General features: G+C 53.3%; 11 protein-coding genes. 1 reads left to right on the top strand and 10 read right to left on the bottom strand.

Features of this window, described 5'->3' with window-relative positions; translation table 11 throughout:
• Positions 1–21: 21 nt before the first annotated feature.
• From AB1S56_RS05215 to AB1S56_RS05205, 3 genes are all read right to left on the bottom strand, one after another.
• Entirely contained in the window at positions 22–948 is a 927-nt protein-coding gene (locus AB1S56_RS05215; RefSeq protein WP_340872169.1) for a proline dehydrogenase family protein, read from the bottom strand.
• A 49-nt stretch (positions 949–997) separates the two neighbouring features.
• Positions 998–1930 (bottom strand): arginase, encoded by a 933-nt coding sequence (rocF, locus tag AB1S56_RS05210; protein ID WP_340872171.1) that lies wholly within the window; start codon positions 1928–1930, stop codon positions 998–1000.
• An 80-nt stretch (positions 1931–2010) separates the two neighbouring features.
• A complete protein-coding gene (locus AB1S56_RS05205; protein WP_340872172.1) occupies positions 2011–3216 on the bottom strand; it encodes an ornithine--oxo-acid transaminase in 1206 nt (401 codons plus the stop codon).
• A 791-nt stretch (positions 3217–4007) separates the two neighbouring features.
• Between AB1S56_RS05205 and AB1S56_RS05200 the strand changes: the two genes are divergently transcribed.
• A complete protein-coding gene (locus AB1S56_RS05200) occupies positions 4008–4667 on the top strand; it encodes a hypothetical protein (protein ID WP_340872174.1) in 660 nt (219 codons plus the stop codon).
• Positions 4668–4885: 218 nt separating this feature from the next.
• Here AB1S56_RS05200 and AB1S56_RS05195 read toward each other — a convergent pair whose 3' ends face one another.
• From AB1S56_RS05195 to AB1S56_RS05165, 7 genes are all read right to left on the bottom strand, one after another.
• On the bottom strand, positions 4886–5851 hold the full coding sequence (locus AB1S56_RS05195; RefSeq protein WP_367903355.1) for an IS3 family transposase: 966 nt from the start codon (positions 5849–5851) through the stop codon (positions 4886–4888).
• Complete coding sequence (locus tag AB1S56_RS05190) at positions 5800–6156, bottom strand: helix-turn-helix domain-containing protein (RefSeq protein WP_340873818.1); 357 nt, start codon at positions 6154–6156, stop codon at positions 5800–5802. The genes AB1S56_RS05195 and AB1S56_RS05190 overlap by 52 nt, the downstream gene beginning before the upstream one ends.
• A gap of 885 nt (positions 6157–7041) precedes the next feature.
• Positions 7042–7920, bottom strand: a complete 879-nt coding sequence (locus AB1S56_RS05185; RefSeq protein WP_340873222.1) for a carbohydrate ABC transporter permease — start codon at positions 7918–7920, stop codon at positions 7042–7044.
• A gap of 28 nt (positions 7921–7948) precedes the next feature.
• Complete coding sequence (locus AB1S56_RS05180) at positions 7949–8845, bottom strand: ABC transporter permease subunit (protein WP_340873221.1); 897 nt, start codon at positions 8843–8845, stop codon at positions 7949–7951.
• 269 nt (positions 8846–9114) lie between these two features.
• Positions 9115–10803 (bottom strand): sugar ABC transporter, encoded by a 1689-nt coding sequence (locus AB1S56_RS05175; RefSeq protein ID WP_340873219.1) that lies wholly within the window; start codon positions 10801–10803, stop codon positions 9115–9117.
• A gap of 125 nt (positions 10804–10928) precedes the next feature.
• The gene (locus tag AB1S56_RS05170; protein WP_340873217.1) at positions 10929–12542 is read right to left on the bottom strand and encodes a response regulator; all 1614 of its coding nucleotides are present in this window, start codon (positions 12540–12542) and stop codon (positions 10929–10931) included.
• The gene (locus tag AB1S56_RS05165) at positions 12539–14305 is read right to left on the bottom strand and encodes a histidine kinase (protein WP_340873215.1); all 1767 of its coding nucleotides are present in this window, start codon (positions 14303–14305) and stop codon (positions 12539–12541) included. Before AB1S56_RS05165 ends, AB1S56_RS05170 begins: the two co-directional genes overlap by 4 nt.
• Positions 14306–14503: the final 198 nt, after the last annotated feature.

Below are 14503 nucleotides of genomic sequence, written 5' to 3'. Positions count from 1 at the left end.
CCCAATAAACGGATGAACTCATTATTTGCCAATAGCCCCCATTTTATGTCTCTTCATATTTTTGATCAGAAACCAGACATTTGCGGGACGCTCCGCCAGGCGCCGCATGAAGTAGCCGAACCAGTCCTGCCCATACGGCACATAGACTCGAACCCTATAGCCCCCTTCAACCAACAGCCGCTGCAGGTCTTCCCGTATGCCGTACAGCATCTGGAACTCAAACCGCTCACGGGCTATGCCGTTCTGGCCGATCCAGTGCAGCGTATCCTGAATGATGTCTTCGTCATGCGTTGCAATGGCGGCATACCCTTGTCTGAGCTGACGGCGAATCAGCTTGGTGAAGCTGGCGTCCACCTCCCTTTTGTCGGGAAACGCAACCTGCGGGGATTCGCGATACGCGCCTTTGACCAATCGAAGGTTAGCTCCATCCCGCCCCAGCTCTCTCACATCCCGTTCTGTTCTGCGCAGATAGGCTTGCAGCACAATGCCCACATTGGGATAATCCCTTCTAAGCCTGCGATATAGATCAAGCGCTGGCTGGCAATGCGCATAATCCTCCATATCGATGCGAACAAACAGCTGAAGCTCGCGCGCTCTCGACAGGATCGTTCTCATATAACGCTCGCACAAGCGCGGATCCACATCCAGTCCGAGACTCGTAAGCTTCAGTGAGAGATTGGCCCTAAGCCCCTCGGCGTGAATGCTCTCCAGCGTCTTCAGGCTCATGCCGGCTGCGTGCTTGGCATCCCGCTCCGAGCTGACGAATTCGCCCAGGTGGTCAAGCGTCGCCTCCAGTCCCTCCGCATTCAGCCGCTTCACTACAGCTACTGCATCCCGCAGCTCCGTGCCTGCTACAAATCGGGCTGCTCCCAGCCTGGCACCATATCGGCGCATGAAGCGGGCTGCCGCTTTGTTCCGTCCAATCGCCAGCAATAAGCTTCTAAGCATGGCATCCGTTCACTCCTTTCTCTTGTTGACTTGACCAGCTGCAGCCGTGCTACCTCAGACATTTGCCGAACATAGTCTCCGCCAGCGACACTGCGAGCTTCGCTGTTCGTCCTGAGGGATCGAGCTTTGGGTTCACCTCGACGATATCCATAGAGGTGACTGCGCCGGAAGCATTCAGCAGCTCCATCGCGTAACGGGCCTCCCTGTAGGTTAAGCCTCCTTCAACAGGGGTGCCGACGCCCGGCGCTTCGAGCGGATCAAGCACATCCAAGTCCAAGCTGACATGGATGCCGTCCGTTCCATTGCTAGCCGCCGCGATCGCCATTCGGACGACGCTGCCCACGCCCAGACGGTCCACATCGGTCATCGTGTAGCAGCGAATGCCATGCTGCGCCAGTAGACGCTTCTCTCCTTCATCCAGATCTCTGGCGCCGACGATGACGATACGATGGGCCTGAACAAGCTCACAGCGCGGATCAATGTCGCGCAGGGTGAAGCGTGACAATCCCACGGACGCCGCAAGCACCATGCCATGGGCGTTGCCGGAGGGCGAGGTCAGCTCCGTATTGATGTCGCCATGGGCATCCAGCCATATGACGCCTAGCCGCCTGCCGCCCCGCGACAGCCCGGCGAGCGAGCCCAGCGCTGCGCTGTGATCCCCGCCAAGCAGGAGCGGGAATGCGCCGGAGGAAGCCACTTCGCGCGTGCTCGCGGCCACGCTGCGGCTCATTTGCAAGATTTGCGCCTCGTGCTTCATCGCTTGTGTTTGGGCCGGGGCTTGCGCCGCTGGAGTGTCGATATGCGGAATGCTGGCCAGAATGCTGGCCTCCGACCGTTGAACGGACCTGCCCAACGCCTTAAGTCTCTCCTCCAAACCCGCCTGGAGCAGCGCAGCGGGTCCGTATTCCGCTCCAGGCACCGCTCCTCCTCTACCAAAAGGAGCGCTGATGATGCCAATGGGCTGCCGTTCCTTACGTCTCATGATGACTCTCCTTTCTGCCGTAAACGCCGTTCCCCCATCTCGGCTATAGAACCGTGTTCAAGACTCGCAGGCTTAGACTGCTAGCTTGTTGAGCATAGAACCGATGCGATTCGCGGAATCGCCCAATCCAGCTCCTCTCGGCTAATCGTAAGGGGCGGGGCAAGCCGTATCGTGTGCTCATGTGTTTCTTTGCACAGAAGTCCTCTATCCATCAGCGCCTCGCAGAAGGGTCTGGCTGGTCTCGTCAGCTCTATGCCGATAAACAGCCCTCTTCCCCTGAGGGCCCGAATATGTGGTGAATGCATGTGCCGGAGATGCTCCATCAAGTAGCGTCCAAGCTCATCGGAACGCTGCGCCAGCCGCTCCTGTATCGTCACATCGAGAGCCGCCTCGGCTACCGCGCACGCAAGCGGGTTGCCGCCGAATGTCGATCCATGCGAGCCGGGCTCGAACAGGCCGATCACGTCGTCGTTCGCCGCAATGGCCGATACGGGCAATACGCCTCCGCCCAGAGCTTTGCCCAGGATGTATACATCTGGCGTTACTCGCTCCCAGTCCGACGCAAACCGTCTGCCTGTTCTGCCGAAGCCTGTCTGGATTTCGTCGGCCAGCAGCAACAGGTTATGCTCTCGGCACAGCCTCGCAGCATCTGCCAAGTAGCCGTCCGGCGGGATGACAATGCCCGCTTCGCCTTGAATAGGCTCCAGGAGAAGCGCCGCCGTATGGGGTGTAATCGCTTCCTTTATTTTGGACGCGTCCCCGTATGGCACAATCTTGAACCCAGGCGTGAACGGACCAAAGTCCCGCTTATACGTCTCCGTCGATGAGAAGGAGGTAACGGTAATCGTGCGGCCGTGGAAATTACCCTCGCAGACGATAATCTCCGCTTTGTTCTGGGGGATCCCCTTCGTGCGGTATGCCCATCTTCTGGCCGCCTTCAGCGCTGTCTCCACCGCCTCAGCCCCCGTATTCATCGCCAATATTCGCGATTTGCCTGTATAGTGGGCCAGCTTGGCGTATAAGGAACCGCTGGGCTCGTTGTGGAACGCTCGCGAAGTCAAAGTGACCTTATCGGCCTGCTCCTTCAGCGCCTTGATGATGGAGGGATGACGATGCCCCTGGTTTAGCGCCGAATAAGCGCTCAGCATATCCAGGTAACGTCTCCCCGAGGGATCGCTTACCCACACACCCTCCGCCTCCGCAATCACAATCGGCAACGGATTATAATTATGCGCTCCGTAACGTTCCGCCAACTGGATCGCCGGCTGCATGTCGTCGCCCTTCATCCGCATGACCTCCTCGCGCTGGAATACTACATTGTATTCAGCAGCGGCCCAAGCGGTAACCCTCTGGTTCGTGTGTCACGATCGCACTAGGAGCTCCTCCTGCGGCGCAGCAACGACACCTCGTGTGGCTATCGGACATACAAAACGCTCTCGCTACTCAACAACGACACCTCGTGCCGCTATTGAGCATAGGAACCCCTCTCGCGACTCAACAACGACACCTCGTGTGGCTATTGAGCCTACCAACCGCTCTCGCGGCCCAACAACGACACCTCGTGCCGCTATTGAGCCTACCAACCGCTCTCACGGCCCAACAACGACACCTCGTGCCGCTATTGAGCCTACCAACCGCTCTCACGGCCCAACAACGACACCTCGTGCCGCTATTGAGCCTACCAACCGCTCTCACGGCCCAACAACGACACCTCGTGTCGCTATTGAGCCTACCAACCACTCTCACGGCCCAACAACGACACCTCGTGTGGCTATTGAGCCTACCAACCGCTCTCGAGGCCCAACAACGACACCTCGTGTCGCTATTGAGCATACGAACCGCTCTCGCGACTCAACAACGACACCTCGTGTGGTTAACGCACGCTTTCATCCTCCGATCGGGGCATTACCGACACCTCGCGTCGTCATAGAATGTAATGATTCCTATATTTCCAGTTGCAGATTTTTGAAAATTTAATATAATAAAAGCAATCTGTTTTTTATGCGTGAAGCACACGCCGTTTGTCCCAATTTGGGATAAACGGCGTTTTTTTATTATCAGACGGGAGAGGTTGAATATGACTTTCGAGGAAGCTTACGATCAGTTTTTTAGAGAACAGCTAAAAAATGCATCCGGAAGACGTCTTGAGATGCTTTCTCAAGATATGACAGCCGAAAAGAAACTGTTTAAGGAAATACTTTGGCCAACGTTTCAGTCATTTAAGGGGTTTATTTTGCAATATGAAATTATCACTTTCACTGGAATCACTATTTTTGTGGATATCTTTTATATGCCTTTGGGGATTGCATTCGAAAGTGAAGGCTTCGTTGCACATTCGGAGGGTATCACACGAGACCGATTCGACTTCGAGCGATTTAGAGTTCGAACATTAGCAAACAAAGGATACCTATATTACCCTTTCACTTGGGACGAGATGAACAAAAAGCCTGATAAATGCAGAACGAGTTTGTTTGAATTATTTGGGAGACTGCAAGTCTCAAATCAAGAGGAGCTAAACGTGTATGAAAGAGCAGTCTTGCGATATGCGGCATACATAAACCGTCCCATTCATATATCTGACGTCATGTCGTGTATAGGTAAAGGTGAAGTTTTTTCAAGAAAAGTATTAAAATCTCTCTATTCCAAATCAAAAATCGTACCAGTAAAACCAAATAAAAAACGAAACTACACCTATGTATTAGCCGAGCTTGGAGCCAATAATTTAGTGCAGACTTAGCTAAGATCATCTGACATAGCGAGGGCTGAGACGGCGCCATAACGACACGCGAGATCGCTATTGCCCCTCAAACACAGCTAATTACTTCAACAACGACACCTCGTGTGGCTATCGGACACAGAGCGGTCAGACCCCCTAATTCCGGAGTATTACCTATGTAAAACTGAGTTGGCGTAACACAGCTGCATATTTCGCCATTTTACTCTCGTTTGCTTCATTTACACCGTTCGCTTGAACGGTTCCAGCTCTTCCCGCGTCTTTGTCTTGGCCCATGCCATGAACAAAGCAGGAGAGCGTTTCCCGAGGCTTCTGTGCATCCGCCGGTTGTTGTAAAACTCGATATAGTTTTCTACAGCCTTGTACGCATCCTGGAACGTATCAAAAGTTTCTTTGCTGAGCAGGTCACGCTCAAGTGTCGCATGGAACGATTCGATGTACGCGTTCATGTTTGGTGTCTTCGGCGGTATGCGCTCGTGGGTAATCTGCCGCTCTTCGCACAGCTCTCCAAAGGCCTTGCTGACGAACTGCGGCCCGTTGTCTGTGCGGATTACCGGCGGCTTTGCCATAGGCCCCAGACGAGCGTCCAGCGCTGCCCGAACCATTCGGCAAACATCCTTCGCCTCGCAACAGGAGCCAATGTGGTAGCCTACAAGCGTACGGTCGAAGACGTCGATCATATCCGCAATGTAAAAGAATTGGTCGTACCCTGCAACGTAACCGTATTTAATATCTAACTGCCACTGCTCATTGGATGCCGTCACTTCCGCGTTACGTGCCAAGCGACGTGGGTAGTGCGTTATTTTTCGGCGCTGCGGGTGAAGAAGGCCCAGCTTCTTACAGAGACGGTACGTCTTCTTCTTGTTGATTACCAAGGCGTGCTGGTTGCGCAGGCACTCGTTCAACAGAAGATACCCGTATCCATGCTCCTCGCCAGCTGCCAGCTCCATCAGCCACTCCTCAATTTGAGCATCGCTGACGATCTGCCCAGATTGGGTGCGCGAGTGCGTGCTTAGCGGACGGCCTGGGCGAGGGACTGATACTACGGTCCCTTCGTTCACCGCTTTCCCATAGCGCTCCTTGCGCTCGTAGTAGGTGGAAGATGAAACTCCTGTAAACGCGAGCACGGTGGCCGCTACGTGTCCCTGCCCGATGAACGTCTGTGCGACGTGGAGTCGGTCTTCCAAGCAGGGTTCACCTTTTTTACGAGCTCTCGAAGCACTTCGTTTTCTAGTTCCTTTTCCCCTAAGGCTTTCAATGCCCGGTTATACTTTTCTTCCATTTCGGCCAACCGCTTCGACTCGTCCAGGCGCTCATCAATGGTCGGTACTGCATCTTCACCAAACGTCTCTTGAAACTCCTTCACCCAGTTCCGAATCGTCTTTGGGGAAACCTCATATTTCCGGGCGAGTACTCCCACCTTGATGCCAGCCAATGCCTCTTGCGCTACCTTGTAACGTACTTCTTTGAACGTATTGTTACGCTGCCTCATTTCCTCCAGCCCCCTATCTAAATGGTACCTTATTTCCCTAGGTATTCTCCAACTTAATTAGGGGGCTTGATAGAGAGAGGGCTGGGGCGGCGCCATAACGACACGTGAGATCGCTATCGCGCCTCAAACACAGCTAATTACTTCAACAACGACACCTCGTGTGGCTATCGGACATAGAGAGGGCTGGGGCGGCGCCATAACGACACGTGAGATCGCTATCGCGCCTCAAACACAGCTAATTACTTCAACAACGACACCTCGTGTGGCTATCGGACACAGAGAGGGCTAGGGCGGCGCCATAACGACACGTGAGATCGCTATCGCGCCTCAAACACAGCTAATTACTTCAACAACGACACCTCGTGTGGCTATCGGACACAGAGAGGGCTGGGGCGGCGCCATAACGACACGTGAGATCGCTATCGCGCCTCAAACACAGCTAATTACTTCAACAACGACACCTCGTGTGGCTATCGGACATAGCGAGGGCTGAGGCGGTTCCATAACGACACGTGAGATCGCTATCGCCCCTCAAACACAGCTAATTACTTCAACAACGATCTGACGTGTGGCTATCGGACATAGAGAGGGCTGGGGCGGCGCCATAACGACACGCGAGATCGCTATTGCCCCTCAAACACAGCTAATTACTTCAACAACAATCTGACGTGTGGCTATCGGACATAGAGAGGGCTGGGGCGGCGCCATAACGACACGTGAGATCACTATCGCCCCCTCAAACACAGCTAATTACTTCAACAACAATCTGACGTGTGGCTATCGGACATAGAGAGGGCTAGGGCGGCGCCATAACGACACGTGAGATCACTATCGCCCCCCAAACATAGATAAAGCGCAGCCTGAGGCTGCGCTTTCCCATTCTTACTATTCCTTGACCGAGCCCAGCACAAGACCTTTGACAAAAAACTTCTGCAGGAACGGATATACAACGAGCACCGGCAAGGCGCCTAAAAAAATTTGGGCCGCGTTCACCGTCTTCTGCGACAGCAGCTCCATCTCCTTCGGATTAAACGACATCGAGCTCATGTCGCGCTGCACGATAACCGTCTGCAAGAAGGTGGCCAGCGGATAATCCGTTTTGTTGCTCAAGTAGAGCAAGCCGTCGAACCAGGAGTTCCAATGGAACACCATGCTGAACAATCCCAGCGTCGCCAGCGCCGGCAGCGATACCGGCAAATAAATGCTGACCAGTGTGCGGAAATGGCCCGCTCCGTCTATTAACGCGGCTTCCTCCAGCTCCTTCGGCACGCCGCGGAAGAAGTTCAGCAGCAGAATCGTCAGCCAGACATTGACCGCGCCCGGCAGCACAAGCACCCAGAAGTTATTCATCAGATGCAGCTTCTGAATCACGACATAGAACGGCACCAAGCCGCCCTGGAAGATCATCGTGAACACAAAAATCCAGGCATATATATTTCGCGCCTTGAACGTCGAGCTCTCCTTGGACATGGGATAAGCCGCCAGGCAAGCCAGCGCGAGCGTCAGAAGGGTGCCGATGACGGTCCGCTTCACAGATACCCATACCGAGCTCAAAAACACGGGATTGTTGATCGTTTTCTCATAAGCGACGGTTGTGAAATCAACCGGCCACAGGTTGACCAGATTGGCGTCGGCCGCCGATTTGGCGCTGAACGATACCGCCAGCACGTGAAGGAGCGGCAGCACGCAGATGAGGCCAAGCACAAGAAGAAATACGGTATTGAATACGTTGAACACCCGATAGGACGTTGTTTTATGATACATGATGGTTCACTCCATTTCCGCTTCGAGTCTAGAACACGCGGTAATTCGCAAGCTTGTAGGTGATCCGATAAGAGACAACAATCAATACCATACTGACCACTGACTTGAACAGCCCAACTGCCGTCGCAAATCCGAACTTGCCGTCCTCGATCGCCGTGCGGTATACGAAGGTGTCCAGAATATCGCCTTTCTCGTAAACAAGCGGATTGTACAGGTTGAAGATTTGGTCAAAGCCCGCATTCAGAATATTGCCCAGCGACAAGGTACCCACTACAATCGCCATTGGGATAAGCGATGGAACCGTAATGTGAAGCGTCTGCTTCCAGCGGGACGCGCCGTCCACCTCGGCCGCTTCGTACAGCGAAGGGTTAATGTTCGCCAGCGCCGCTAGGAAAACAATCGTGCCATAGCCAAATTCCTTCCATACCTCCGAAGCGATCACCGTAAAGCGGAACCATTCTCCGTCCCCAAGGAAAAAGATAGGCTGAATGCCAAACCAGGAGCTCAGCATTCGATTGACCAGTCCGCCATCCGTGGACAGAATGTTCAGCAGAATGCCGCCAAGAATAACCCAGGAAAGGAAATGCGGCAAATACACTAACGTCTGAATGGTACGACTGATTAACGCCTTGCGGATCTCATTCAGCAGAATGGCGAACGTGAACGGCGCCACGAGGTTGAATATGATTTTGAGCGCGGCGATGATAAACGTATTCCAGATGACCTGGATGCTGTCATCCCTCTCGAACATCGTGCGGAAGTTCTCCAGGCCGATCCAGTCGGAACCGAATATGCCATCCCAAGGCTTAAAGTCCTGAAACGCCATGATGATGCCCGCCATGGGCAAATATGCAAACACAATTAGAAAAAGAAGAGACGGCAATATCATAAGGTGAAACTGCCAATTGCGTCTTAAGCCTCTCATTCTTGAACCCCCTTAATTGTCCGCAGCAGCTGATCTGCTTCAAGTATTACATCAAGTATACCGAGCAGACTCTATCCTCAGGTAGCTCACAAAACCAACATTCATGGCACGTTTGCAACATCTTTGCCTAGCGCGCAGCAGACGTTACCGTTACTATAGAAGCCTGCTATGGAGAACGCTTATTCCCTATCCTTTTTTGTTGCAAAAAATCTGCAAAAAGCCCCCCCGCTCGGCCATGAGGCCGAACGGAGGGCTGCTATCTCATTCCATTATTTGACGGAATTATACCAAGCGTTAACCTCTTCCGAGATCTTGTCGCCGCCGCCCGCTTTCCAGGTAGAGACGAACTCGTCGAACGCTTCAATCGGTTTTTTGCCATAAATAATTTCATTAAACGTTTGAAGCTCGATTTTGTTCAGGTAGTCCAGCTTGGAGCTCATCGTCTCCGTTGGAGGACCTGTATACAGGTTTTTGAACGAAATGTCCTCCTGAGACAGCAGCACCTTCGCTGCCGCAGGCGTCTCGGCGCCATAAGCGCTTTGCACTTCCTTCTCCAGACGGGTAGTCGCTTCCTTGCCATCCGCCAGATTCAAGAGAGCTTTCATCTGAGCGTCCGGAATACGCGCGCCGTCACGAACCAGCAGGTAACGAACGGCGTTCACATAACCGCCAGGAATGTCATCCCAACGAAGCAGCTTGCCATCCTCTGCAATGTCGTAGTCGTAGTTTTTGAACAGGCCGTTGTCGAACACGCCACCCGGCTTGGGATCTGCATAGTTCTCGAACATATAGTTCTGGTACGTGAACAAAGCCTCTGGGTTTTTCATATCCTTGCTGATCAGCGTGACGCCGTTCGTGAAATGAGTGCCATGGCGCATCGCTTTGCCTTCTGGGCCTGCAGGAATCGCATAAGGCTTCCATACCGCATTGGGAGCGTTCTTCACGGTGTCGGACAGCGGCCAGCCGCTCATCCAGTACGGGCCAGGAATAATGCCAGCCGTACCTGCTACAGCGGGCTCGGATGTCTTGTTCTCATCCCACAGCGCCGTCTCGGCAGGAATGTAGCCCTTCTCCAGCCAGCTCTTCATCGTTGCCAGGCCTTGCTTCATTGCAGGATTCACAGAGCCGTACTCCAGCGTGCCGTCCGCGCTCAGATTCCACTGCTCAGGCAGCGTGCCGTAAGCTCCGAAGATCCAGGACGGGTCACCCATCCATGAGCTCAGCTTATTCTTGAAGCCGATGCTGAGAGGCGTTACTTGATCCGGGCTCAGGCCGTCCGGATTGGCGTTTTTGAACTTCTCCATGACCGTCTCCAGCTCTGCCAGCGTGGCAGGCGCCTTAAGGTTCAGCTTGTCGAGCCAGTCCTGGCGAATCCACAGCAGGTAGTCATGGTTATACGCGTAATCCAGCACCGGGATACCCATACGCTCGCCATTGCGAGTGTAGGGATTCCATACATTGTCGTCGATTGCCATAGCGGCCTTCCACGTGTCGCTCGCATATTGATCGAACAAGGAGCCTACCTCGCGGAACAGGCCGGAATCGATCAAGTCCTGCGCCAGCTGAGCGTCCCCGATGGTAACAACGTCGGGAATTTGTTCGCCGGACGTCAGCGCAAGACGCATTTTGGTCGCAAACGCGTTATTGGAGTCCGTGACGGACCAGATCGATTGGATATCAATGCCGAGTGTATCCTTTGCCCATTGCGTTGCCACGTTATTTTCGATCGTTTCGCCGTTCTTGAATTTCAGCTCGGGGTCAATGCCCCATACAGTGGAGATGGTTACCGGTGGATCGTATTTGTCCTGGTACGCGTTCTCGTTCGATGTGCTGCCAGCGTTGCCCGGGTTATCAGCCGTATTGCCATCGTTATTCGCTTTCCCGCACGCGCCAAGCAGCGAGACGCTCATCATACAAGCCAAAGCGAGCACGAATCCTTTTTTCGTAAAGGCTTTCATATGTCTATCGTTCCCCCTTGCGGTTATAGTTGCTACACTTCTCATTATAGGGGCGTCCCATAGCGCAGCCTATGACACTATGAGAACATTTCTGCACCTTTCCCAATCTGTTGCTTAGGAAGCCCTTATTGATCCCTGAATTCGTTGGGCGTCATGCCGTAATGCTTCTTGAACACCTTGCTGAAATATTGCGGATTCTGATAGCCCAGCTCTGCGGTGATTTCGTATATTTTTTTGTTCGTCGACTTCAGCATATAGACAGCCTTCTCCATCCGCATCCGGATAATGTAGTCGCCGAGGCTCTCCCCTGTCTCGCTCTTATAAATTTTGGATAAGTAGACGGGATGCAAATACACCTTGTCCGCGATTGTCTTCACCGAGGTTTCACCGCCAAGATCGGAGAGCACCAGCTCCTGCACCTGCTTGATAATATGGTTTTTGTTGTACTTCTCATCATCCGCCCACTCCTGCCGAAGAATGCCCAGCACGCCGCTTGACCATGCCTCCAGCTTGTCCGTAGATTGCAGCATGCTGCGGTCCAGCACCAGATCAACGCCGCCGGCCTTCACACTATACAAATCGACACCTCGCTTGTGGGCAACATACAGATAGGCATTGGATATGGACAAAAATACCTCGTAAAGCTGCTCACGCGATACCTGTGAGCTGGACAACGCCAGGAACAGGACGCGAAGCTTCTCCTCGACGCCCTCCCATTGTCCCGATTCCAGCAGCTGCAGCAGAGTCGGCGGCTTGTACAGCTCCTCGATCACCTTGAGGCTCGTTATTCTCCGCTCCGGCAGATCGTCAAGGAACACCAAATATTCGTCCTCTTGATTCATCCGGTACATCGCCGCCTGCACGCTGCGGTACATCCCCGCAACCTCCTGGGGGAAATGGAACCAATCCGAGAACACAATGGAGATATTGCCCTTCAGGAAGTCGTTGACCGTCTCCTGGAACCATAAGCCCAGTGAGCGAATACGCTCCTTGCGGAACACGGAGGAATCGCCGTGGGATGGCGCGGATACGATGATCGCCACACAATCATGAGGGGCCTTGCCATGCCATACCCGATAGGGCTGGGCAAAAATATCCTCTGCAATGTTCCCGATCGCATATTCCATCAAGGCAACGGACCCCTCGTCCATTCCTTGGAAATAGGCCCCAAGCTGCACGGCAAGCAGCATAGCCGTATCCTCCGGACGCACCTTCACCTCGTATTGCTCCAGCTTCGCCTTAATCGACGAGGCGGACAGCTGCCTGCCGAGCAGCAGCTCCTGCAGCAGGTTTTGCTTCAGCACGGAGTAGTCCGATTTCATCGTATAGACGAGCTGATTCAATTGGTCGTCCCGCTCCCACTCCTCCTTGAGCGAAGCAATGCAAGCCGATAGGCTTTTCACCATATCGTCATCGTTCACAGGCTTGAGCAAATAATCGACCGCGTGCAGCTGAATCGCCTTTTTGGCGTAATCGAAATCGGAATGGCCCGTAAGCAGCATACATCTCGTATCCGGCCAGCGCTCCGCCACCAGCTCAATGAGCTGGAGTCCGTTCATCTCCGGCATTCGAATGTCGGTCACCAGTATATCAATGGACTGCTCCTCCATAATAGCAATGGCTTCAGATGGCGAGGCCGCCTGGTATACGTATTCGACCCCCAGCTCCGACCAGGGGATGGTAGCTTTCAAGCTTTCCGTTACATAGGTTTCATCGTCGACCAGCAATACTTCTATCATGTTAGCTCCTCCTGCTCCCGTTTCTTGGCATGGTCCGAATCCAGCCACGTAAGTGTCGCCCTCAGGCCTCCCAGCGGAGACCTGGCAAGCGTCAATCCCGCGCCTTCTCCATATCGCAGATGAAGCCGCTGATGCACATTCCACAGCCCGCAGCTCATCTCTTCATCCATCGGCAGCGACAGCTTCTTCGTCAGCGCCGCAAGCTCTTGCTCCGTCATGCCCGCTCCGTCGTCATCGACCGTGACGGTCATCACGCCGTCCTCCTCCTCCGCTCGCACGATCACGCGCCCTGCCTCCAAGCTCGGCTCTATGCCGTGCAGCACCGCATTCTCGACAAGCGGCTGTATCACAAGCGGCGGCACCTGCTTATGCTTCAGCCATGGCGGCAGATGCATCTCGAAGCTGAGCCGTTTCATGCGCATCTGCTGGATATCCAAATAATGGACGATCAAATCCATTTCCTCCGACAACGCAACGAATTCCCTCTCCTGCCTCGTCGTGTACCTGTAGTAATGAGACAAATTTTGCGACATGGCAATAATCGCCTCATAATTTTTGAGCTTGGCCATACTGGATATAAAGGAGAAGCAGTTGTAGAAAAAATGCGGATTAATCTGCGACTGAAGCTGCTTCAGCTTAGCCTCTCGCACATGTATCTTCTCCAAATAAACACGTCCGAATAAATCCTGAATCTGCGCCACCATGGAGTTGAAGCGCGTGAACAGAAAGCTGAATTCGCTGTTTCCTTTGGGCTGAAGCCTGACGGAATAATCTTCATTCTTCAGCTTCTGGAAGCTGGTGACCAGTTGGCGCATGGGCACCTGCACTTGAGCATAGAGCATGTACACCACAATCAAGCCCATAAGGAGCAGCCCAACAACCGATGTATAGAACAGCCGGTTCGACTTCTCGATCGGCGACATCACCTCTGACAGCGGCAAATAATCGACAAGCGTCCAGCCTGTTGTGCTGGACACCTCATCGTTCACAAGATAGGATTGTCCGTTGAGCTCGACGACCTTATGTCCCCCCGGCACAAGGCTCTCATCATCCAGATGCGCTACAAGCTCCTCGGCAAACGGCTGGTCGGATGCTCTGTTGAAAATAATGCCAGCATCAGCCTTGTAATAGAACGGATTCCGCTGTCCATCACCCTTGAACGTATCCAGCATACGCTGGATGTTCGCGCTCTTGAACTGCACCTCGATAATGAGGTTGGCGTTCTCCGGCCGATGGAAGGAGGAATAAGGCGATACGGTTATTAGCGAAAATACATAATCGGCCGCCCCTCCCGCCGATTCCAGCGGCTTCACCTGCCACCCCTGCTTAAGCCTGCTCTTCAGCTCCGCATGGTCATAGCTCGATACATCGCTTGCCGTAATGACGCGCTGCAGGGACGGCGAATAGATCATTAGAGAGCTTTCCCAGTTCAGCGAATTTTCCTGAATGCTGATCTTCTGCTGAATCCGCTTTACCAGCGTCATCGTATCCAGGTCCAGATAGGCTCCCCCAGTCGCATTCATATCCTTTAGATTGGATATATCGGGATCATGGAGCAGCAGATTGGGCCACAGGCTGATGGACTGAATCATTGTATCTACCTGATGCTGGAAAAACTGCAGCTGATTGCGGCTGGATTCATGAAGCTCCTCGCGCAGCACATCCGTGCTGGTCTGGTTGGAATACACATACAGACCCATAATAGGAATCAGCATCACGATAATGAGTGCCATCATTTTTTTGAACAAATTGGATCTGGGCATATCGCACCTCTCCCCGCCGTGGCGTTAAGCATATCTATTTTAAAGCTCTCGCACAGATAGCCATATGTTAGTATGGCAATATTTCTGCACTTTTTGAAGCTATTTGTCGACAAGTGCGGGTCTTTTTTCCTAAAAACAATGCTTTAGATTCATCCCGATAGAGGATATAATGGGACTAACCGCGGTGTAAAAGGTGGA

The organism is Paenibacillus sp. PL2-23 (assembly GCF_040834005.1).
Taxonomy (GTDB): Bacteria; Bacillota; Bacilli; order Paenibacillales; family Paenibacillaceae; genus Pristimantibacillus.
The sequence above is the reverse complement of the archived record's forward strand: the minus strand, read 5'-3'. Positions and strand labels throughout refer to the sequence as shown.